General features: G+C 42.1%; 18 protein-coding genes. 13 read left to right on the forward strand and 5 right to left on the reverse strand.

The window, feature by feature from the left end:
- The first annotated feature begins 41 nt into the window (after positions 1-41).
- From MKO06_RS07225 to MKO06_RS07265, 9 genes are all read left to right on the forward strand, one after another.
- Positions 42-533 (forward strand): DUF305 domain-containing protein, encoded by a 492-nt coding sequence (locus MKO06_RS07225; RefSeq protein WP_241550197.1) that lies wholly within the window; start codon positions 42-44, stop codon positions 531-533.
- Positions 534-600: 67 nt separating this feature from the next.
- Complete coding sequence (locus tag MKO06_RS07230) at positions 601-1,338, forward strand: PepSY domain-containing protein (protein WP_241551037.1); 738 nt, start codon at positions 601-603, stop codon at positions 1,336-1,338.
- 30 nt (positions 1,339-1,368) lie between these two features.
- Positions 1,369-1,950, forward strand: a complete 582-nt coding sequence (locus tag MKO06_RS07235; RefSeq protein WP_241550200.1) for a DUF3347 domain-containing protein — start codon at positions 1,369-1,371, stop codon at positions 1,948-1,950.
- 54 nt (positions 1,951-2,004) lie between these two features.
- On the forward strand, positions 2,005-2,571 hold the full coding sequence (locus MKO06_RS07240) for a helix-turn-helix domain-containing protein (protein WP_241550202.1): 567 nt from the start codon (positions 2,005-2,007) through the stop codon (positions 2,569-2,571).
- 82 nt (positions 2,572-2,653) lie between these two features.
- Positions 2,654-3,661: a potassium channel family protein gene (locus MKO06_RS07245; RefSeq protein ID WP_241550203.1), complete on the forward strand. Its 1,008-nt coding sequence runs from the start codon at positions 2,654-2,656 to the stop codon at positions 3,659-3,661.
- A gap of 115 nt (positions 3,662-3,776) precedes the next feature.
- A complete protein-coding gene (locus MKO06_RS07250) occupies positions 3,777-4,097 on the forward strand; it encodes a four-helix bundle copper-binding protein (protein ID WP_241550205.1) in 321 nt (106 codons plus the stop codon).
- 102 nt (positions 4,098-4,199) lie between these two features.
- Positions 4,200-4,586 carry a DUF302 domain-containing protein gene (locus tag MKO06_RS07255; protein ID WP_241550207.1) on the forward strand — a complete coding sequence of 129 codons (387 nt, stop codon included), beginning with the start codon at positions 4,200-4,202 and terminating at the stop codon, positions 4,584-4,586.
- A gap of 119 nt (positions 4,587-4,705) precedes the next feature.
- Positions 4,706-7,438: a heavy metal translocating P-type ATPase gene (locus MKO06_RS07260; protein WP_241550209.1), complete on the forward strand. Its 2,733-nt coding sequence runs from the start codon at positions 4,706-4,708 to the stop codon at positions 7,436-7,438.
- A 160-nt stretch (positions 7,439-7,598) separates the two neighbouring features.
- On the forward strand, positions 7,599-8,819 hold the full coding sequence (locus tag MKO06_RS07265) for a permease (RefSeq protein WP_241550210.1): 1,221 nt from the start codon (positions 7,599-7,601) through the stop codon (positions 8,817-8,819).
- A gap of 67 nt (positions 8,820-8,886) precedes the next feature.
- Here MKO06_RS07265 and MKO06_RS07270 read toward each other — a convergent pair whose 3' ends face one another.
- From MKO06_RS07270 to lysS, 3 genes are all read right to left on the reverse strand, one after another.
- Positions 8,887-11,382, reverse strand: coding sequence for a zinc-dependent metalloprotease (locus MKO06_RS07270; protein ID WP_241550211.1), 2,496 nt, complete (start codon positions 11,380-11,382; stop codon positions 8,887-8,889).
- A 105-nt stretch (positions 11,383-11,487) separates the two neighbouring features.
- Positions 11,488-12,051 carry a hypothetical protein gene (locus tag MKO06_RS07275; RefSeq protein WP_241550212.1) on the reverse strand — a complete coding sequence of 188 codons (564 nt, stop codon included), beginning with the start codon at positions 12,049-12,051 and terminating at the stop codon, positions 11,488-11,490.
- Between the two features lie 66 nt (positions 12,052-12,117).
- On the reverse strand, positions 12,118-13,809 hold the full coding sequence (gene lysS / locus MKO06_RS07280; protein ID WP_241550213.1) for a lysine--tRNA ligase: 1,692 nt from the start codon (positions 13,807-13,809) through the stop codon (positions 12,118-12,120).
- Between the two features lie 119 nt (positions 13,810-13,928).
- Between lysS and MKO06_RS07285 the strand changes: the two genes are divergently transcribed.
- The 4 genes from MKO06_RS07285 (at position 13,929) to MKO06_RS07300 (ending at position 19,290) form a co-directional block, all read left to right on the forward strand.
- On the forward strand, positions 13,929-14,090 hold the full coding sequence (locus MKO06_RS07285) for a YqaE/Pmp3 family membrane protein (protein ID WP_156285130.1): 162 nt from the start codon (positions 13,929-13,931) through the stop codon (positions 14,088-14,090).
- The gene (lipB, locus tag MKO06_RS07290) at positions 14,083-14,787 is read left to right on the forward strand and encodes a lipoyl(octanoyl) transferase LipB (RefSeq protein ID WP_241550218.1); all 705 of its coding nucleotides are present in this window, start codon (positions 14,083-14,085) and stop codon (positions 14,785-14,787) included. Before MKO06_RS07285 ends, lipB begins: the two co-directional genes overlap by 8 nt.
- Positions 14,788-14,948: 161 nt before the next feature.
- Complete coding sequence (locus MKO06_RS07295; RefSeq protein ID WP_241550220.1) at positions 14,949-17,942, forward strand: SusC/RagA family TonB-linked outer membrane protein; 2,994 nt, start codon at positions 14,949-14,951, stop codon at positions 17,940-17,942.
- Between the two features lie 10 nt (positions 17,943-17,952).
- Entirely contained in the window at positions 17,953-19,290 is a 1,338-nt protein-coding gene (locus MKO06_RS07300) for a RagB/SusD family nutrient uptake outer membrane protein (RefSeq protein WP_241550221.1), read from the forward strand.
- Between the two features lie 88 nt (positions 19,291-19,378).
- Here the strand turns inward: MKO06_RS07300 and MKO06_RS07305 are convergent, their stop codons facing one another.
- The gene (locus MKO06_RS07305) at positions 19,379-19,693 is read right to left on the reverse strand and encodes a hypothetical protein (RefSeq protein WP_241550223.1); all 315 of its coding nucleotides are present in this window, start codon (positions 19,691-19,693) and stop codon (positions 19,379-19,381) included.
- Between the two features lie 140 nt (positions 19,694-19,833).
- Positions 19,834-22,266: a hypothetical protein gene (locus MKO06_RS07310; protein ID WP_241550225.1), complete on the reverse strand. Its 2,433-nt coding sequence runs from the start codon at positions 22,264-22,266 to the stop codon at positions 19,834-19,836.
- Between the last annotated feature and the right edge of the window lie 6 nt (positions 22,267-22,272).

The raw sequence follows: 22,272 nt of genomic DNA on the forward strand, positions 1-22,272 counted from the left end.
GAATTCAAAAGTTCAGTAAAACAACCATAAAACCAATCAATATGAATGATCAGAAACAAAATGAGAACAAAGGACTGAGCAATTACACCAGGTTTTTCCTGATGTTAGGATTATCATTTGTTGCAATGTACATCACGATGTACCTGAATACTTATGAAATTGACCATGTTTACTTCAGCCTTACCAGGTTTTATATGACCTGTTTGGGAATTGCGGCTATGGCGGTGATCATGTTGAGCTTAATGCTGAAAATGTATAAGAACAGGAAAAAGAATATCGCCATCTATGTTGGTAGTCTTGTCCTGTTCGTGAGTGCACTCGGACTTGTAAGGGCACAGTCGCCAGTCATTGGGGATGTACTTTATATGAAGGCGATGATCCCGCATCATTCCATAGCGATCCTTACCAGTAAAAGGGCCGATATCGATGATCCAGAGGTAAGAGAGCTGGCAGATGAGATCATCAAGGCTCAGGTTAAGGAGATTGACGAAATGAAGCGTCTACTAGATAAATTACAGAACAGGGAGGATTGATAGAAACAAAAATTACCTGCCAGTATAGATCAATATGAAAATAGAATCCCGAACTAAGAATTAGATGATAGTAAAAAGAAAAACCGCGAAGAAAATCCGGAAAGCCCACCGCTACCTGGGTATTTTTATTGGTATTCAGTTCATCATGTGGACGGTAAGCGGCCTTTATTTTAGCTGGACTGAACTGGATGAGATACATGGTGATCATTTCAGGAAGGAGCAGCCACAAATCGCCGCTTTTGGAAATCTTAGCAGTCCTACTCAATTACATCCCGGGTTAGAAGTGAGTTCTGCGGAATTATATGGTATTTCGGGTGAGCCGTTCTATTTTATCAATGATCATCTATTGATGAATGCCAGGACAGGCGAGGTAATAGATAAGATCGATGAATCCCAGGCGCTGGATATCGCTGCAAGATTTATGAAGGATGATCTAGAGGTTGAAAATATTGAACTGATCACCGAGACCGGGAAGCATCATGAATACCGTGAGAAATTATTACCGGCCTATGTCATTTCTTATGAGGGAGATGAAAATTTAAAGGCATATATCGGTGCAGGAAACGGAAGTTTTCAAACCGTGAGACACCGAAACTGGCGTTGGTTCGATTTTTTGTGGATGACCCACACCATGGATTATGAAGGCAGGGATGATTTTAATAATTCACTGCTTCGGGCCTTTTCGCTTTTAGGACTGATAACAGTTTTAAGCGGCTTCCTGTTATGGTATATCTCATCACCAACTGTGCGGAAGGTCGTTCAGCCAAAGAAAAAGAATAAAAAGAAAGCCTTTCAGGCGAATTAAAAACAGATAACAATAATTAAATTTAGGAAAATGAAAAAAAGAGTGAATAGTTTATTCGTTTTGGCACTAGCAGGAATGCTAAGCTTTACTTCGTGTAAAGACAACAAGGAGGCCGAAAATGAGCCTGCAGAGCCTATGCAGCATGAAATGCACCAGGCAGATACCGAAATGGATCATGAGGGGGATATGATGGATCAATCTGGCGGAGAAATGGCCATGGCTGAATTCAGCGATGAAAACAGCAGTATGATGTACCAGCACTATCTCGAGATCAAAGATGCCCTTGTCGCCACCGATGCTGCAGCAGCTAAAAAAGCAGCTGGAAACATGGCCGGGATGATGGAAGAAAAGAACGATATCTCCAGTATTGCTGAAAATATCGCCAGTATCGACGACGTGAATAAGCAGCGAGAATTATTTTCTGAGCTAACAGCCGCTATGGAACCTGCCCTGAAAGAAGCGATCACTTCTGGAAAGATCTATAAGCAGTATTGTCCTATGGCATTTGAAGGTAAGGGAGATTACTGGTACTCGAATTCGGACCAGATCAGGAACCCGTATTACGGCGATAAAATGCTGAAATGCGGAAGGGTTGAAGAAACCATTGAATAATTAATAAAATTTCCCGGGAGCCACTGGTTCCCGGGAACTTTAATTGAATTTGGATTGGAAGAATATAAATTACATATCAAGAACGTGGTTTGCCAGCGATGTATCATAAGCGTTCAAAATATCCTGGAGCGGCTTGAAATCCCATTTTCCAGTATAGATCTGGGAGAAGCCGTTTTAAAAAAACCGCTAAATCGTTCTGAAATGCAGGCCTTGCAGGCCGAATTCGATAAGGTAGGTTTCGAAATACTTCAGGATAGAAATGAAAGGCTTATCAATGAGGTGAAATCCATGATTATTGAAGAGGTTTACTCAGATGAACCTTCCAGCCAAAAACTGTCTTCGCTGCTTTCTTCCAGGCTTAATTTTGATTACAGCCATATCACGCACCTTTTTATCGAAAGGGAAGGGCAGAGCATTCAGAAATTCTACAATGCAGTACGTATTGAGCGAGCCAAGGAATTACTGGATTATAATGAGCTCGATATCGCAGAGATCGCCGACAGGCTTGGATATTCCACACCTGCCTATCTTTCTACTTCCTTTAAAAAAGCTATCGGGCATAGCCCTTCAGAATATAAAAATCTTGATCTGAAAGACCGACAAAATCTCGATTCTGTTTAGAAAGCTTTTTGAAAGTTTAGCATTTTCGTAGGATTTTGAGATCAAAAGATTGGTTAGGTTAAATTGCAACCAATCGATAACAATGGAATTCTATATTATACTGGGAGTTATTTTATATCTCTCCATCGCGCTGGATATTCTGCAAACCACACTCTCTATGCATGGAGGAGGCTGGCTTACCAGCCGTACTTCCCATTTTTTCTGGAAATGCGTTTACTGGTTATCCGGTAAGGATGGGGAATCTAAATTGCTTGGACATGCGGGCTATTTACTGCTTGCTTCCATTGTGGTGGTTTGGGTATTCATCTTATGGCTGAGTTTCAGTTTTATTCTCTACGGAATGCCCGGCGTGATCGTAGATAGTACTACTAAAGTCCCGGCAGATTTTCTTGAACTGGTCTATTATGCAGGTTTCAGTTTGTCTACTCTTGGAATGGGAGATTTTGTTCCGGTCACAACTGCTGCCCGAATTCTCACCAGCTTTTTTTCGTTTACAGGTTTAATACTCCTAACCATGTCGGTTACCTATTTTATCCCGGTTCTTTCAGCAGTTATTGAACAGCGAAAACTGGGTATACGTCTTAGTCTTTTAGGAAAAAGTCCCCAGGAAATTGTTCTGAACGCCTGGAACGGGGAGAATTTTGATAGTTTGCTGAAGAAATCTGATGAACTTTCAGGATCCATAATCAAATATAGTCAGCAGCACAGGGCCTACCCGGTGATCCATTATTTTCATAATACCGATGTGGAAACAACCGTGATACTTCAACTTGCCAGGCTTCATGAAGCCCTGCAGATACTTAGTTATAAGATCCCTGATGAATATCGCCCCGACGACCAAATTTTAAGACCGCTTCATAAGGCCTTTGAAAATTACTTTAAGGTACTGCTGGAAGTGACCCATATCAAACTCAGGGATACCGAGCCAGAAAGCAGCAACCTGGATGCGTTGGTGGGCACAAATTTCTTTGGAGAGCAAAAACCAGATTCCTCCGTGCCCGATAAGATCACACGGCATCGTAAATTTTTCCATTCGCTAATTTACCTCGACGGCTGGAAATGGGATCAGGTTGATCCTAAAAAATCTTAAAAATGCCCGCCCGAAGTTAAAAAGCTTTAAAACTGAAAGAACTTAGCATTTTTTTAAAAGCGAGCCTGAAACCTCATTTCTATTTTTGAGTTATAACCAATAAAATCAATTAGTTATGAGAAACGAAAAGCTGATAAGCGCCCTCGGAAATTGCATTAACCACTGTAATTATTGTGCAGATGCCTGCCTTGATGAAGACCATGTGAAGAAAATGGTGGATTGCATTCGATTAGACCGTGTTTGTGCTGAAGTTTGTTCTGCCCTGAATCAGGTACTCGCAATAGATTATAAAGATGTAAGAGGCCTGGTAGAATATTGTAAAAAAGTGTGCCAGGCCTGTGCCGATGAATGTGGAAAACATGACGCAAAACATTGTAAAGATTGTGCTGTAGCCTGTAAGCAGTGTGTTAAAGCATGCGAAACTTTTCTAGCTTAAAAGCAAAATTTGAAGAGCCTGGAACTCATAGGTTTCAGGCTTTTTTTATTCTTTTTTGCTAACTTAATGCTGATAATCAATTGTTAACCAAAAATCACAATTATGAGCTATTATTTTTCTAAAACAGTTGAAGGCAATTTTGATGAGGTGATAGAAAAGGTAAAGTCTGAACTAAAGGAAGAAAGCTTTGGCGTACTTACCGAAATCGATATTAAGGATACTCTTAAGAAAAAACTGGATGTGGATTTTAAAAAATACCGAATCTTAGGAGCATGTAACCCACCTTACGCCCATAAAGCCCTGCAGGCCGAAGACAAGGTTGGCACCATGCTGCCCTGTAATGTGATCGTTCAGGAAACAGATGCCGGGAAAGTAGAGATCGCTGCAGTTAACCCCTTGGCTTCCATGCAGGCCATCAAAAATCCGGAACTGGAACAGATCGCCAACGAAATAGCCAATAGGCTCCAGAAGGTTGTAGAATCTGTTTAAGGTTTATCTCAACTTTGGAAAGATTTTTTCGAAAGTACCTTCCCAAAAATTGAAACGGGATTTCTCCCGCCACGGCTACCTTTGCCATTCAATAACTGAATTCTATTCATTTGAGATCAATGAAACATACTTATAAAATTACCGGAATGAGCTGTAACGGATGTAAAGCTCATGTTGAAAATGCCCTTTCTTCGGTAGAAGGGGTTGAAAGCGTAGCGGTAGACTTGGGGGAAGGAAAGGCCGAAATCGAGATGGGCAGGCATATCGAACTTCAGGAATTGGAAGCTGCTCTGAGTTCCAGCGGTGGGAATTACCATATTCATATGCCATCATCCGATGAGCCGGGAAAACCAATGACGCATACTTACCAGGTCACAGGAATGACCTGTAATGGCTGCAGGTCTCATGTTGAAAAAACCTTAAACGAGGTTCCAGGGGTTGTCAAGGCTTCGGTAAACCTTGAAAATTCGGAAGCCGAGATAAGCATGAAAAAGCATATCCCGGTAGAAACTTTTGAAAAGGCACTTCAGGAAAATGGTGGGAACTATCACATTATGCTTCCCGGCCAGGAACCTCCAAAACAGGAGGATGCAGCCAAAAAGCAAGAAACTAAAGGAAAGGGAACTGGTACCTGGTACTGCCCCATGCATTGCGAAGGAGAGAAGACCTATGATCAACCCGGGGACTGTCCTGTTTGCGGGATGGACCTGGTGGAGGAAGTAAAGGCAGCTCCTAAAGTACAATTTACATGCCCGATGCATTCTGAAGTGGTTAGGGATGAACCTGGTGATTGTCCTATCTGCGGGATGGAGCTGGTGCCGCTCGAACCCGAACCTTCAGCCGAAGAAAAAGGATATAAAAAACTGCTGAAGAAATTCTGGATCTCCATCGCATTCACGCTGCCTATTTTCCTGATCGCAATGAGCGAAATGTGGCCAGATAATCCTCTTTACGAATTGGCGGACATGAAGGTGTGGAACTGGGTTCAATTTGGACTTTCCCTGCCGGTGGTTTTCTACGGAACCTGGATGTTCTTTGAAAGAGCCTGGAAATCTATCAAAACCTGGAACCTTAATATGTTTACCCTTATCGGGATAGGTGCGGGAGTAGCCTGGCTTTTTAGTGTTTTCGGACTTATCTTTCCAGACTTCTTTCCCCCGCAGTTCAAGACCGAAATGGGAACTGTACACGTCTATTTTGAAGCGGCCACCGTGATACTTACCCTTGTTCTAATGGGACAGGTGCTGGAAGCCCGTGCTCATAGCAGGACCAATTCGGCAATCAAGGAACTCCTGAAGCTGGCACCAAATACAGCGGTTCGGGTGGTAGATGGAAAAGAAGAGACGATTGCCGTAGATAAAATTCAGAAGGGAGATATTTTAAGGGTAAAACCGGGTGAAAAGATCCCCGTAGACGGAACCATTGAGAAGGGTGAATCAAGTATCGACGAATCCATGATCACCGGGGAACCTATCCCGGTAGATAAGAAAAAAGGAGATAAGGTTAGTTCTGGAACCATAAACGGGAACAAAAGCTTTACGATGGTGGCTGAAAAAGTAGGCGATGAAACCCTGCTTTCCCAGATCATAAATATGGTGAACGAGGCAAGTCGATCTCAGGCACCCATTCAGAAACTGGCAGACAGGATCTCGGCTTATTTTGTTCCGATCGTAGTTATAATTTCAATCCTCACATTTATAGCCTGGGCTATCTGGGGACCTGAACCATCTTACGTATACGCACTGGTTAATGCCATCGCCGTGCTCATCATTGCCTGTCCCTGCGCTTTGGGACTTGCCACGCCTATGTCGGTTATGGTTGGAGTAGGTAAGGGCGCTAAAAATGGCGTTTTAATCAAGAACGCCCGTGCTCTGCAGGAAATGAACAAGATAGATACCCTTATCATTGATAAAACGGGAACGATCACAGAAGGGAAACCTTCGGTAGATAAAGTTGTTTCGGTATCTTCGGAATATGACGAAAATGAGATCATTCGCCTGATCGCTTCGGTTAATGCACAAAGTGAGCATCCGCTGGCGACCTCCACGATCAATTATGCCCGGGAAAATTCGGTGGATTACGGAGAAGCTTCAGAATTCAATTCGGTAACCGGGAAAGGCGTTGAAGCAAAATTTGAAGGAAAGAGGCTGGCGCTTGGAAACGATAAATTGATGCAGGCCGAAAATGCTGAAATTTCAGATGATCTTCAGAAGCAGGTTTCGGCAGAACAGGAAAAAGGCAAAACGGTTTCCATGCTGGCGGTAGATTCCAAAGTTGTGGGCTTTATCAGCATTTCAGATAAGATCAAAAAGACCAGTAAGGAAGCGCTGGAGGAACTTCAAAAACATGGAATAAATGTGATCATGCTTACGGGCGATAACGAAAGGACGGCTTCGGCGGTAGCAAAGGAGCTAAACCTGGCCGACTTTAAAGCCGGCATGATCCCGCAAAATAAAATGAAGGAGGTAAAGAAACTGCAGGCAAAAGGGCACAAGGTGGCTATGGCCGGCGACGGAATTAATGATGCACCGGCTCTGGCCCAGGCCGATATTGGGATCGCAATGGGAACCGGAACCGATGTGGCCATCGAAAGCGCCGAGATCACACTGGTAAAAGGTGACCTTAAGGGAGTACTAAAAGCGGTAAAACTGAGCGAAAAAGTGATGAGGAATATCAAGGAGAATCTGTTCTTTGCGCTTATTTATAACAGTCTGGGAGTACCTGTGGCGGCCGGGATCTTATATCCGTTCTTCGGATTATTGCTTTCCCCTATGATCGCGGCACTGGCGATGAGCTTTAGTTCGGTTTCCGTCATAGGGAACGCGCTGAGGTTGAAAAAAGTGAAATTGTAGGAAATCAATTTTATCAATCGACAATTGACAAGGGAAAATGGACAATAGACAATAAACAATGAACAATAAACAATAACCAATGGATAATTTGACCTAAGGTTAGAAGAACATAACCTGAATTATTTCAGGACCTTATAATTAAGCAAAACAATTTAAAGATATGCAGGATTTTTTAAGCAAATGGGGAGAAGCAGCTTACACGACCAGTGGATTTTTCTGGATGGCCTTATGGGCTTTCGCACTGGGTTACGTAATAAGCAGCTGTATTCAGGTTTTTGTGACCGAGAAGAAAATGCAGGAAACCATGGGGAAAGAGGAATCTAAAGGGGTGCTTTTAGGAACCTTTTTCGGGTTTATTAGCAGTTCCTGTAGTTTCGCTGCGCTGGCGTCTACCAAGAGTTTGTTTAAAAAAGGAGCCAGTTTTGTCTCTTCCATCGCTTTTTTGCTGGCTTCCACGAACCTTGTGATCGAGCTGGGGATCATAATTTCGATCTTCCTTGGCTGGCAATTCGTGGTTGGAGAATACGTGGGTGGTGTAATTTTGATCTTGATCAGCTGGTTGCTGTTGAGGATCATTAGTCCTAAAAAACTGATCGAGAGAGCCCGAAAAAGACTTGATGACGAGGATGATGAAGATGATTCGGGTAAATCCTGGAAGAAGAAAATGAAGTCGGAAACCGGATGGGCGAAGGTGGCTCAGCAATACGGAATGGAGTGGAAGATGGTCTGGAAGGATGTGAGCGTTGGTTTCACCGTTGCCGGGATCGTGGCTGCATTTGTTCCTGACGCTTTTTTCAAAACGCTGTTCATCAATAGCGGGCAGGGACAAACAGAATTCGGTTTTTTTACCATCCTGGAGCATATCGTGGTAGGGCCGGTGGCCGCTTTTCTAACCTTTATTGGATCTATGGGGAATATTCCGCTGGCAGCTCTTCTGTTTGGTAAGGGAGTGAGCTTTGCCGGCGTAATGGCCTTTATATTCAGTGACCTGGTGGTTTTTCCCATTTTGCGTATCAATGCGAAATATTATGGCTGGAAAATGAGCTTTTTTATCCTTTTCCTGCTTTTTGCCTCGCTTGTTGGCGCTTCTCTTGCCTTGCAATACGGGTTTGATCTTCTCGGTATGTTGCCTGATCCTTCTTCCGTAAAAATTCAGGATAGTGAATTCTTTAAAATTGATTATACCTTCTGGCTGAATATGGCCTTCCTGGCGATCTCGGCTTATTTGATCTACCTGGGATTCTTTAAAAGAGATGATGTTATGTTCATGAAAGAAATGGCACCAAAAAGCAAGATCCTGGAAAAGACGCTGAAATATCTCGCTTTCGCCTGCTATATCTGGCTGGCAGGAGGGCTAATTGTAAAGTTTTTCGCATTGTAAAACTTGAGCAAACAAAAAAGAGCTACCAGGAATGGTAGCTCTTTTTTTTAAAAAATCATTTAATGGATTATCCCATTGGGTTCAATATCAGGTCTATTCTTTCCAGAACATCCTGAAGGTGATAGCGCGTAAGCGTATCTCCGGATGAATAAAGGGAATTCTTGATCTGTCTTTCTAGATTCTTCAATTCACCTCTTACAACCGGCCTGATGTCACTTTGTGAAACATCGAGGTTACTTCTGGAAATTCTGCTCCTCCATCTTGATGGGATCTCATCCTGCTCTTCGGTCATCAAATGCTCCATTCTTTCGATGTAGGCTCTTTGAAGGTTTCTTCTGTAACGATCAATGCTTTGACCTGAATATACTTCGCTCCAGATCCCTTTTCTAAGATCGGTCATCATGTCCAGAAGTGAATAGGCATCCTTACCATTTATTTCTTCATTTTCCATGAGCCTGGCCATTCTTCCAAAGTCAAGAATATCATTCAGGGTACGTTGCTGCATCCCGCGAACTCTTTCAATATTTCCGTCGAACTCGATCTTGTTAAAGATGTCCTGGTTGATCAGCCACTCTGGAGTATCGAATAACTGCTCCTGAAGGAAATCCATTGCTCTCTGCTGTTTTTCTGCAGTTACATGGAAGTATACAGGTCCTTCCTGGTCGTAGGTCTTGTAATATTCATATACTCCACCAATGTTTGCTGCTACATGACCCATATAACGGTTGTATTGTGAAAGCACCTGGCCGTAAAGATCATCCAGATCATCATAATCCTTTCCGTCTGCAGCGGTCCATTTGATTAGATTTGGAACAATGCGCTTCAGGTTTTTGATCCCATATTCGCTGGCAAGCATAGCGTCATCACCAAGATCTTCGGTTTGTGAACTAGGATCGATCACTCCGCCGCTTTGCTGTCTTCCGAATCTGTACATCGGGTCACCTGCATGTTCCAGGATCCACTCGTCAAGAATCGGCTTTTCTTCTTTTCCTGTCTTTTCAGGGATTGGGCGGTAACCCCATTTGATCGCATATTTGTCATATGGGCCAATATTCGGCATCAGGGCTACATCTCCGTCTTCTGGCTGTGCTATATAATTAAAACGTGCATAGTCCATGATAGAAGGAGCTGTTCCGAATTTCTGAGTGAATTCAGGATCTCTAAGGTCCTCTACCGCATAGGCAACACTAGATCCCATGTTATGTGGAAGTCCCAGGGTGTGGCCTACTTCATGAGAAGATACGAATCTGATCAACCTTCCCATTACCTCGTCTTTGAACTCTACATTCTGGGCATCTTCATTGATCGCCGCAGTTTGTACAAAGAACCAGTTTCTTAAAAGGGTCATTACGTTGTGGTACCAGTTAATGTCTGACTCCAGAATTTCTCCTGAACGCGGGTCGCTTACGTGAGGCCCGTTAGCGTTTGGAATTGGAGAAGCAAGGTATCGTACTACCGAATATCTCACATCCTCAGGGCTCCAGTCTGGATCTTCTTCAACAGTTGGAGCATCCTTGGCGATGATCGCATTCTTGAATCCGGCTTCTTCAAAAGCTACCTGCCAGTCTTCGATTCCCTGTTTGATGAAAGGCCTCCATTTTTCAGGAGTCGCACGGTCAATATAATATACGATAGGTTCTTTTGGTTCTACCAGTTCACCGTTCTTGAACTTTTCCATATCCTCTTCACGTACTTCCAGTCTCCAGCGGTCGAGATATTCAACTGTTTCGCTTTTCTGGGCTTCAAGTCCGTAATCGGTTTGTTCACTGGTAAACCAGCCTACACGTTCATCGAAATACCTTCTTTCCATTGGCTCCTTAGGAAGCAGGATCATGGAATTGCTGAACTCCATAGAAATAGATCCGGTGCTTTCGTTAGAAGGCGGTTCACCCGCATTATAGGTCTTGATGTGCCTGATCTCGATATTCTCTGGATAACTGCGGATGGTATCGATAAAGGAACGGCTTTCATCCAGTCTTGATACTTTGTATTGCTTACGGTTTCTATCCTGTAGTCCTAAAGCCTGAACGTCCTTGGTGTAAAGATCGGTAACATTAATAACCGTGGTTTTGTTGATAGAGTCCTTACCTACAGTTTTTACGTCGAAGCTTTGAATGATAGGTTCAAAATTCGAGTTAACCACAGCCTCATGAACCGGAAGTGTATCTGCAGCGTAAACTTCATAAGAAACTACACGTAGCAGTACCTTATCACCTTTTTTCTGCCAGCGGTGAACCTGGGTGTTCTGTTTTCCGCCTCCAAAGCCAATGCCGCTTGCTGTTTTTGCAATACGGGTTACGGTAAGCATTTCGCGGTTAAAAAGGCTGTCTGGGATTTCGTAGAAATAATCGTTATCCACTTTATGCACAGTGAACAATCCCTGGTCGCTTTTCGCATCTTTTGTGATTACCTTATTGTAAGGTTTTAAACCACCGTTTTTTTCTTCCTTTTCTGGTTTCGAGGCTACGTCCTGTTTCTTTTTATCTGGCTGAAAGACGGCACAGCTGGAAACAGACAAAGAAAGAGCTACAAGCAAAAGCTTGAGACTTTGATTCTTGATCATAAAATTGTACTTATTCGGTTAATAATTTGAATTTTGAGGTCTTTGAAATAGAAAAGACTGCTAAATGCAGCCTTTTGACTGCAAAACTAAGTAATGGTTTAAAACTTAATTTGTAATTCCCTGTTTTAATTGCTGTTGTTCCCAGGCGATCTTTTTAAAATCGAATTTCGAGCGATAGGGTTTTTCCAGGAAGGTGCGCGACCAGAAAGATTTTCGGAAAGGGAATAATGGGTCCTGTATCATGAAATAAGGAATGAAGTGATGATTTTTTACGCCGCATTTTCTGAAGAATCGCCTTATTTCCTTTTCCATTCCCAGCTCTGAAGCTGCAATGATGGCCGCATTTCTCTGGCATTTCGAACCTTTATAGTTGGCGGCCAGCCTAACATCAAAACCGTGGATGTAGAACTGGTCTTTTATTCTTTTGTAATTCTGAAACCTGGACCAGCCATCCATTAAAACCAGGAAAATGTGGATGAATGAAAAGATAAAACAGACCGACCAGAATACAATTAAGTCGGGGTCGCTGTTTGAAATGGCTTTAATAAGTAATACGTAGTAGATATAGGACTGAAGCAAGAATAGCGATAATCCAAAATATAGCAACTTGCCTACTTTCAAATAAGAGACAATTAAAGCCGGTTGTTTTGGAAGAATGAGCGCTCGCATTCTCTAAATTAATAAAAAAAGCCCTACAAAATTTGCAGGGCTCTGAAGGAATCCGGTTTTTCCTAATTACATTATCTTGATGCTCAGGGTTTCTCCTTCCTTGAATACATCTATCATTTTATGTTTCCTAAGGCTCTTTAAAGCCTTGTCCCATTTTTTATTGCTGAGCCCAGACCGGTCTTTAATAGTGTCCAAGGCATGAACTTCATCACCTTTCAATAGTTCGTAAACCGATTTTTCCTCTTCATTTAAATCCACCTGTTTCTTTTCCGGTTTCATCTGAGGGAAGAAGAGCACTTCCTGTATCGACTGGTTATTGGTAAGGAACATGATCAAACGGTCCATTCCAATTCCAAGTCCCGATGTTGGAGGCATTCCGTATTCCAGGGATCTTAAAAAGTCATTATCGATAAACATCGCCTCGTCGTCTCCTTTTTCTGAAAGCTTCAATTGCTCCTCAAAACGCTCTCTCTGGTCAATAGGATCGTTTAGCTCAGAATAGGCATTTGCGATCTCCTTTCCACAAACCATCAGCTCAAAACGCTCGGTCAGTTCAGGATTATCGCGATGTTCCTTACAAAGCGGACTCATTTCCTTTGGATAATCGGTGATGAAAGTTGGCTGTATAAAGTTGCCTTCGCATTTTTCCCCGAAGATCTCATCGATCAGCTTTCCTTTACCCATGGTTTCATCAACTTCAACACCCATTTCAGTAGCAGCAGCGTAAAGTTCCTTTTCAGATTTCCCGGTAATATCAAAACCAGTATATTCTTTAATCGCGTCGGTCATGGTAAGGCGCTTATAAGGAGCCTTGAAATCGATCTTATGTTTTCCGAAGGTAGCTTCAGTAGTTCCGTTTACAGCAATTGCGCAGTGCTCAAGAAGCTTTTCGGTAAATTCCATCATCCAGTTGTAGTCCTTGTAAGCTACATAGATCTCCATGGCAGTGAATTCAGGATTATGCGTCCTGTCCATACCTTCATTTCTGAAGTTCTTGGAGAATTCATATACCCCGTCAAAACCTCCAACGATCAGTCTTTTCAAATAAAGCTCATTGGCGATCCTTAGATAAAGCGGAATATCCAGCGCATTATGATGAGTAACGAAAGGCCTCGCTGCCGCACCACCTGGAATAGATTGCAGGATAGGTGTTTCAACCTCGAAGTATCCCTTTTCGTTGAAAAAGTTGCGCATCGCGTTGAAAAGCTTCGTACGCTTTACAAATATCTCCTTAACCTTCGGGTTTACGGCAAGATCGGCATAACGCTGGCGGTACCTTTGCTCCGGGTCGTTAAAACCATCATGCACATTTCCTTCCTTATCGGTCTTCGGAAGCGGTAAAGGTCGGATAGCCTTGCTCAAAAGGTGAAAATCCTTCACCATTACGGTTTTTTCCCCCACCTGGGTTTTAAATAATTCCCCTTCAATTCCGATGAAGTCGCCTATATCCAGCAATTTTTTATACAGGTCGTTGTATTTGAACTTATCCTCTCCCGGGCAGATCTCATCCCGGTTAAAATAAACCTGGATACGGCCCGATGAATCCTGAAGTTCAGCAAAAGAAGCTTTTCCCTGTATCCTACGGGACATCAGTCTACCTGCGATGACCACTTTCTTACCATCTTCAAATTTTTCCTTGATATCTGTTGTGGTGTGATCTACCGGAAACAGATCGGCAGGATATGGATTGATGCCTGCCTTTCTTATGGCGGCTAATTTTTCTCTTCTAATTTGTTCCTGTTCTGATAATTGCTGCATATAATCGTTTTTATGCATTCAACAAAATGCGGGTGCAAATATAGTGACTATCAGGCTTCCGCACAATTGAATTAAATGCCGAAATAATAATTCTATCTTTGCAGGAAAATCAAAGCAATATGAGTATCTGGAGAGTGATCCTTTCCGTTCTTTTTCCTCCGCTAGCCGTATATGATAAAGGATGCGGTTCCTTGCTAATCGTATTAATACTTACTCTTTTAGGCTGGGTGCCCGGGGTCATCGCGGCTTTGATCATTTTGAATAATCCGAAATATGAATAAGGAAGTAGAGGTACAATATCTGGGAGTTAAAGATTACAAAGACACCTGGGATTACCAGGAACAACTGTTTAAAAATACGCTTGACCTCAAGATAAAGAACCGGCGTGAAGAACTGGATATCCCAACGAAAAACTATTTTATATTTGTGGAACATCCTCATGTTTATACCCTTGGCAAGAGTGGCGATGCCAGTAATTTGCTAATTTCAGATGAGGAGCTTAAAGCCAGGAACGCTACTTACTACAAGATCAACCGGGGAGGAGATATTACCTATCATGGTCCGGGCCAGATCGTAGGATATCCTATCCTGGACCTGGACAACTTCTTTACCGATATACATAAATATTTGAGGTTGCTGGAAGAAATGGTAATACTTACCCTAGCTGAATATGGGTTGAAGGCTGAACGCAGCCCAGGAGAGACCGGCGTATGGCTGGATGTGGGTACTCCTTTCGCCCGTAAGATCTGTGCCATGGGAGTTAGGGCCAGCCGATGGGTTACCATGCACGGTTTCGCGCTTAATGTAAATGCCGATCTGGGGTATTTCGACAATATCGTTCCCTGCGGGATCAAGGATAAAGCCGTAACCTCCCTCAATGTCGAACTTGGAAGGAAGGAAGTCGATATGGTCGAGATTCAGCAGAAATTACTTAAGCATTTTACCAATCTGTTCGAAGCTACCATCTCAAAAAGTTAGTTTATTCTCAGAAAAATCCATTTTTATCTATCTAAAATTAAAATAAAGGTCCTTCTGTCATTATTTATTTAAATTTCATGCAATCTGCTGAAGAAATTAAATTTTTTTTTAATGGTTTAAATAAAAATTAGGATTTTTACCAAAATTTTAAAAGATAAAACATGAAGAAACAATTACAATTCCTTATTGTTCTGATTTTTTCATTTACATGCCATCTTGGTTTTGCCCAGGAGAAAACAGTAAGTGGAACGGTGAATGATACCGATGGGCTTCCTTTGCCCGGGGTGAATGTTATAGTTCAGAACACCAATAGAGGAACTCAAACCGATTTTGATGGTAATTACAGTATAGAAGTTTCTCCAGGAGAAGTTCTAACATTTAGTTATGTTGGATTCACGACTGAAACGCTTACTGTTGGGGAAGCTAATAACTATAATATTATTCTACAGGAAGATGCTTCACAATTAGATGAGGTAGTCGTGGTAGGTTATGGTACTCAAAGCAAGAGAAAATTAACCGATAACGTTGCTAAATTAACCGCAGAGGATATCGAGGAAGTTCCTGTGCCAAACATTCAAAGTACTATTGCTGGTAAGGCTGCTGGTGTTCAGATAGCTCCAACCAATGGTAAAGTAGAAGGTGGGGTAAATATCAGGATTCGTGGTATCGCCAGTATAGGTGCAGGATCTGAACCATTGTACGTACTGGATGGTGTGCCTTTGATTAACAATAACGAATCCAGTAATGGGGCACCTACTAACCCGTTACTTACTTTAAGCGCTAATGAGATCGAATCTATCGATATTCTTAAAGATGCTTCGGCAGCTGCTGTTTATGGTTCTCGTGGTGCAAACGGGGTTGTGATCATTACTACCAAAAAAGGTAAGGAAGGGAGATCTTCTTTCACCTTAAACTATTCGTATGGTATTAGTGAGCCAACTAATGAAATGGAATGGTTGAATGCCGATGAATATATCGAACTTTTTACCGAAGCAGCCGTTAACAGTTTTGGAGAACAAGATGGTACCGAATATATTGAAGGTATTTTCGACTTCCTGGCTGGAGATACCGACTGGAGAAGTAGGGAAGTAGATACCGACTGGCAGGACCTTGCTCTTCAATCTGGGCATGTACAGGATGCAAGTCTTTCAATGTCTGGAGGTAATGAGAAAACAACCTATTTCTTCTCCGGAGCATATAATGATACAGAAGGTATCATAACTGGAAACGACCTGGAAAGGATCAACAGCCGTATTAACGTAACTCATAGTTTCGATGAAAAGTTTCGTGCTGGAATGAATACCAGTTTCTCAAGAACAGAAATAGACAGGATTGCAAACGATAACGCCTTTGTTAACCCTATTCAGGCAGTTGCTCAGCCTGCAATCTCGCCGGCCTATTTGGAGAATGGTGATCCTAACCCAAATACATTGTATCCTAACTTTTTACTACAGGATAAACATGCTTTCTATAAAACAGTGATTAGAAGGATTACAGGTAGAGCTTTTGGTGAATATTCTTTTACTGATAATTTCAGATTCAATTCAGATTTTGGATATGATCTTTATTACCAAACAGAAGATAGCTACACCGGTAGACTGGCACCGTTTCAATCAACCAATGGTGAAGGTTACGCATCTAGCGTAGGAACCGAATCTTACGTGGCATCTAACTATTTCACGTTTTCTGAGCAGTTTGGAAGTGCACATGATCTAGAAGTTGTGGCTGGTATGGAATATAACCAATCAAATAGAAGATTCCAGAGTATAACAGGAATCCAGTTCCCAACAGATGATTTTGAAACGATAAGCAGTGCAGCCGAGATTACAGGAGGAGCTGGAAGTGAATCTGCGAATAGTTTCCTTTCATACTTCGGAAGGGTTACCTATTCCTTTTTAGATAGGTATCTTTTCAAGGCAAGTGTTAGACGAGATGGATCTTCCCGTTTTGGTGAGGACGTGAAATATGGTACTTTCCCTGCGATATCTGCAGGTTGGATCGTAAGTGAAGAAGCGTTCCTGGAAGACTCTGATGTTCTGAGCTTCCTTAAGCTTCGTGCAAGTTATGGGGAAACTGGAAATGCCAATATTGGTGATTTTGCCTCCCTTGGTCTTTTTGGTGGTATTTCTTATAACCAACGTCCGGGTATAGCCCCAATACAGGCTTCTAACCCACAATTAACCTGGGAGAGTGTGAACCAGTTGGATCTTGGTCTGGAATACGGATTCTTTGACAATAGAATCTCTGGAGAGATCGATTATTATGTTAAGGAATCTGATGGACTTATTTTTAATGAGCCACTTCCAGGTACCTCAGGACAGTCTTCTATTACAAGAAACATTGGGGTGTTGGAGAACAGCGGTGTGGAATTCGTGTTAAATACCCGGAATGTTCAAACCGATAAATTAAGCTGGAATACTAACTTCAATATTTCCAGGAACATCAACGAAGTGAAAGTACTTCCTGACGGTCAGGATGTGGTTTCCGGTCAAACGATTCTAAGAGAAGGTGAAGCATTGTCTTCTTTCTATCTAATTGAGTATGCTGGTGTAGACCCTGATAATGGAGATGCTTTGTACTATATCAATGAAGATGGAGGAGGAAGAGAAACTACAACCGATCCAAACGAGGCAAATAGAATTATTGCAGGTCAGCCATATGCCGACGTTATCGCTGGTTTAACAAACACTATTAATTTTAGTGGACTGGATTTCACCGCCACCTTTGTTGGTGAATGGGGAGCCAGTATTTATAATGGAGGTGGAATCTATCAATCTGCGAACGCCGATTTTTTCGATAACCAGACCAGAGACCAGTTAAGAAGATGGCAACAGCCGGGAGATATCACAGATGTGCCTCAGGCCAGGTTATTTGGTGGTAATGGTACGGCTAATTCCACAAGATATCTTCAGGATGCCGATTTTATCAGGCTTAGAAATCTAACTATCGGTTACACCATTCCAGACGCTTTAACAGATGAGATAGGACTTGAAAAGTTCAGACTGTACTTTACAGCTATCAACTTATTAACGTTTACAGACTTTGATTTGTACGATCCTGAATCGGTTAGTGATGCAGGCCAGGGTGCTGGAGTTGCCTTTTACTCAGCTCCTTCCGCCAGAACGATGTCAATAGGTGTTAATATTAACTTCTAAAAAAGAATTTATGAAAAAAGTATATAATTTATTGTGGGTTGGAGCCCTCGCGTTCATCCTTGGAGGATGCGATGAGAAGCTGGATATTGAGCCGCGCCAATCTATTTCAACAGATATTGCCCTTTCGAGCGGCGAGAATATCAAGAATATTTTAATTGGAACTTACGAGGAAACCAGTCAGTCTGCATCTTATGGAGGATTTCTGCAAATGATGGCCGATCTTTATGGTTTTGAAGACCAGGCTACCTGGGGCGGAACCTTTCAGCAGCCAAGGCAAATCTTCAACAAGGCTATTTTTGTGGACAATAGCTTTGTAAGCGCCCTTTGGTTAAATGCTTATGAATCCATCAACCAGGCGAATCTGGTTATCGACTATGCCGATATTATAGAGGATGAAACCGAAAGAAATACTGCTGTTGGAGAAGCTTATTTTTTGAGAGCTCTTAACTATTTCGATATTAACAGATTCTTTACTTCTCCTGATGGGTCATTAGGTGTTCCATTGAGTTTGGAGGGAATAACCGATTATTCTCAAAACCTGGAAATACCTCGTGCTTCTTCAGATGCTGTTTACCAGCAGGTTATTTCTGATCTTGAGAATGCTTACGAGCTATTGCCTGAATCAAATAGTTTCTTCGCCGATAAATATGCTGCTCAGGCATTACTGGCCAGGGTTCAATTGCACGTAGGTAATTATCCCGCGGCTGCTGAAGCTGCTAATGATGTGATTGAAAACAGCGGTCATAGCCTAACCGGAACCTATGCCGATGCATTCAATAATGATGTGGATTCAAGTGAAGATATCTTTGCTTTTCAGGTTACCTCTCAGGGAGGAGATAATGAATTAGTTGTTCATTATGCCGACCAGAGATTTGGTGGACGTGGAGGTGATATCACCGTAAATCCAGAATACCTTGCGCTCTTTGGGGATACTGACGATAGAGGGTCTTTCTTCTATATCAGTGCGCAGAATGGAGGAACTCTAACTGAGAAGTATACCAATCAGTTCGCGAATGTATCTATTCTGCGATTAGCTGAAATGTATCTTATAAGAGCAGAAGCAAACCTTAGAGAAGGTTCGGCAATTGGAGCCACTCCACTGGAAGATGTGAATACTGTTAGAGCAAGATCAAATGCTGAACTTCTTTCTGATGTGACAGTTGACGATATTCTGCTGGAGAGGGAACTGGAATTGATGTTCGAAGGACACCTTATCTTTGATTACACTCGTACTGGTAGAGCTGTAGATGGTATTCCTGCCGATTCAGACAGACTATCTTTCCCGATTCCGTTGAGAGAAATGGACGTGAACTCTGAGTTAGTACAAAATCCTGGTTACGGATCTTAATCTGAAACCTCAATATAAAGGAAATGGCCGGAATTTATTTTCCGGCCTTTTTGTTTTCGGTGCTTTTTTACCAAAAATTATTTTTGAACTACTCTATAAGGATTTCCTTGGTTGTTACCAGGCAATAGGTGAGTGCCTTTTTTGCCCTGTTTAAGTTAAGGAGTGCCTTCCCCTGTCTAAAAACACTCCTTCCATCAATATCTTCCGCTGCTTCTATTGCATAAGCTGATAAAAGTTCGGAATCATGGCTAATTTGTTCCAGAAGATCCATTTCCTCGTCATTGAGTTCTTCACCTGATTCAAGCCGCAGATTATAATCATAAACGGCGTCATACATATCAAAAGATTTGTCTACCAGGGAATCTACACTGCTAATACCAACTTCCTTGGTTGGTCTCTTCAATTTCTGTTGGCCATAAATCGGGAGGCTTGAAATAAAAATTAGGCCGATTATTAATTTTGACAACATAACTGAATAAAATTAAAACGGTTAGGAATATCAAAATTACTGGGTAACCTTCAAAAAGTAAGTAGGGGTTAACCCTAAAGTTTATACATGATAATTTCATTCTCCTCGCCCTGGACAATGAGTTCCAGCCTTCTGTCCAGGTCGGCATTTGCTATATCTACCTGGGAATTACCATAAACTGGGAAGCCTTCGAGAAGTTCTGCGTCGCTGTTAAAAAGGTAAACTTTATGAGTCTGTAGATCGGTAATTGCGATCAATGATCTACCCTGGATTTCGAACAATTGAGGATTGGTATATAAACCAAAATCCAGTTCGGCTGTTTTTTCATTGATCGATAGTTGATTTTCGTTTAAATATACAAGCAGGTCGTTGCCTGCAACAAGCCGGTTGTTTTCAGCAAGGTCCAGGTTTTTCTTTGATATTTGCCCTTGTTGACTAATTTCCAGTAAGTTCCCCTGTGGGGCTGTAGAGACAAATTTATCCCTATATCCGTACCATTGATTATCTGAAAATTGAATACTCTCACTTATCGGTACTCGTATTTCTCCCTGCCTGCTTAAGATATTAAGCCTGCCCGATTTTTCAGGAACCAGGATATAATCCTTTGTGCCTAATCGTATATGTTTAGGGGGCATGGCGATTTGGCTTCCGGCTTTTTCAAACTGAAACCCTTTAATGCCTTTACCTTTTGGGCCAACCATATATAGCCGGTTATTCTGGGTCAGGACGAACCGATAATTTCGGTTATTGTCATAGTCAAAAACGGAAACTGGTTGGGTAAGTGGCTGGTTGAAGCTGATAGGAAAGGGTTTAACCCTGTTGCCGTTCCTGTCCAGTACTTCCAGATTGTAGCCAGTTGAAAAAGCAAGCTGCTGATTACCGTTCTTGAAAAGGTCAACCTGGTAAATATCACTTGTTATCTTGCTATCGAGCTCTTTTCTCCAAAAAAGGTTGCCCTTATTGGAAAACAGGTGCAGCCTGTTCTGCTCGTCCTGCACGGCGATGTCGAATTGATCGGTTTTGTGGTTCTTAAAGAAGTATGGCCTGGTGGCAAGGGGAGCATCTAATTTAACAGAAGAAAATTGTTCTGGACCACTGGAATTCTGGGAATTATCTTCAGAATTTGAAAAATAGGCATGAATATGGGCGAAATCCTTTTCCATGATGAACTGCAGCATGGTAAGGCTGTTTCGGTTCAATTGGAAACTGGAAGAGGTTTGGCCCGCAGTTAATCTTTCTGTAAAGGCTGAATTCCGCGTGATCAGGAGCATCGATGACTCTGAGGAAATAGAATTCATCATGTCTTTGAAGTATGCTTGTTCAGAAATACTATTTGAATTAAGAAAGCTGCTTATGTGTTTTTGGAGAATTTCGATTTCGGGGGCGAAAATGATGAAATGATCCAGAATCGTGTAATAATTTAAAGCTGGAATTTCCACCATGTTGCTGAGTGCAAGCTGTATATCGGGTTTCTTGATAAGCCTTAGAACAGGTTTTCCTCTAAATTCTTCCACCTGTTCACCAGTGCCTGCAAGTTGCTCCTTTGCGGTTTCGATCTCGATTGCGTTTAGCACCAGGCTGCTGCCTTCGGGAAGATTAACCCGGGCGATTTCCTGTATATGCTCCAGGAGATCGGGAGTGTAAATTTTCGTAGAATCTGCTTCCTGCCCGTTCTGGGGAACTACAGGTTCACCAGGTTGGTCAAAACTAAATGCATAAAGGCTTATAAACTCACTTGGGCAAACTCTTGTCGTTTCGGCAACCCCTGGCTTGCTTCTTCTTAAAACGCCTGGCAGATCAATTAGGTTGTCAAAAAGGCTAATTCCGTTAGCTTTGATTTCAGATGGATCTACGTCCAATTCCACGACACTCCAATCGGTAATTTTTTGAATGGATCGAGATCCTGTTTCCCCGATAACCGAATTAAGAATTCCAAATTTGTGATTGATGAAAACCGAATTCTTATTGGGGTCTGCGGCTTTGTAAACCTCCTTGAATCTTTCTGAATGCAATGATTTAGAAGAATTGTCTTTGATGTGGAGCTTGTTTTTTGAATTGGTTATTAAGACCATATTTCCTGTTTCTTTCAGGTAAAAATGGAAATCCTCGAGATTTATCTTTTTATACTCCAGGCTTCCCTCTTTTAGGTTTTCGATGCTTTTATTCGGAATTGAATCCAGCGGAATTAGTGCGGAATCCCTTTTAGTAATAAGGCTGTAGCTGAAGGATTCGTCCTTAAGATTTGAAAAAGCGATCGCGGTTTCGTTGCGGAGGTTTAGGTAGGGAAGAAAGCCCAGTTCCTTTTTAAGGTTGTTTTTAAAGTGGAAGTCGCTGTTGTTTAAAAAGCCGTTATCGTTAAGACTGGTAACGAAGGACTTAAGGTCTGGAGAGATAAGAATAATTTCTGCATTCTCCGGAATATGTTCTGTTAAACTGAAGTCCTCTTTTACTTGATTGGAGCAGGCTGAAAGGATGAATATCCAGGTTAGGATCATCAGTTTTTTCATGGTCTG

Source organism: Christiangramia oceanisediminis, from assembly GCF_022570735.2.
Classification (GTDB): Bacteria; Bacteroidota; Bacteroidia; order Flavobacteriales; family Flavobacteriaceae; genus Christiangramia; species Christiangramia oceanisediminis.

Coding starts and splice junctions, on each gene's coding strand:
- MKO06_RS07285 (WP_156285130.1), top strand. CDS start 13,929: ATGAGTATCTGGAGAGTGATCCTTTCCGTTCTTTTTCCTCCGCTAGCC.
- lysS (WP_241550213.1), bottom strand. CDS start 13,809: ATGCAGCAATTATCAGAACAGGAACAAATTAGAAGAGAAAAATTAGCC.
- MKO06_RS07260 (WP_241550209.1), top strand. CDS start 4,706: ATGAAACATACTTATAAAATTACCGGAATGAGCTGTAACGGATGTAAA.
- MKO06_RS07250 (WP_241550205.1), top strand. CDS start 3,777: ATGAGAAACGAAAAGCTGATAAGCGCCCTCGGAAATTGCATTAACCAC.
- MKO06_RS07255 (WP_241550207.1), top strand. CDS start 4,200: ATGAGCTATTATTTTTCTAAAACAGTTGAAGGCAATTTTGATGAGGTG.
- MKO06_RS07300 (WP_241550221.1), top strand. CDS start 17,953: ATGAAAAAAGTATATAATTTATTGTGGGTTGGAGCCCTCGCGTTCATC.
- MKO06_RS07225 (WP_241550197.1), top strand. CDS start 42: ATGAATGATCAGAAACAAAATGAGAACAAAGGACTGAGCAATTACACC.
- MKO06_RS07245 (WP_241550203.1), top strand. CDS start 2,654: ATGGAATTCTATATTATACTGGGAGTTATTTTATATCTCTCCATCGCG.
- lipB (WP_241550218.1), top strand. CDS start 14,083: ATGAATAAGGAAGTAGAGGTACAATATCTGGGAGTTAAAGATTACAAA.
- MKO06_RS07235 (WP_241550200.1), top strand. CDS start 1,369: ATGAAAAAAAGAGTGAATAGTTTATTCGTTTTGGCACTAGCAGGAATG.
- MKO06_RS07275 (WP_241550212.1), bottom strand. CDS start 12,051: ATGCGAGCGCTCATTCTTCCAAAACAACCGGCTTTAATTGTCTCTTAT.
- MKO06_RS07310 (WP_241550225.1), bottom strand. CDS start 22,266: ATGAAAAAACTGATGATCCTAACCTGGATATTCATCCTTTCAGCCTGC.
- MKO06_RS07295 (WP_241550220.1), top strand. CDS start 14,949: ATGAAGAAACAATTACAATTCCTTATTGTTCTGATTTTTTCATTTACA.
- MKO06_RS07270 (WP_241550211.1), bottom strand. CDS start 11,382: ATGATCAAGAATCAAAGTCTCAAGCTTTTGCTTGTAGCTCTTTCTTTG.
- MKO06_RS07265 (WP_241550210.1), top strand. CDS start 7,599: ATGCAGGATTTTTTAAGCAAATGGGGAGAAGCAGCTTACACGACCAGT.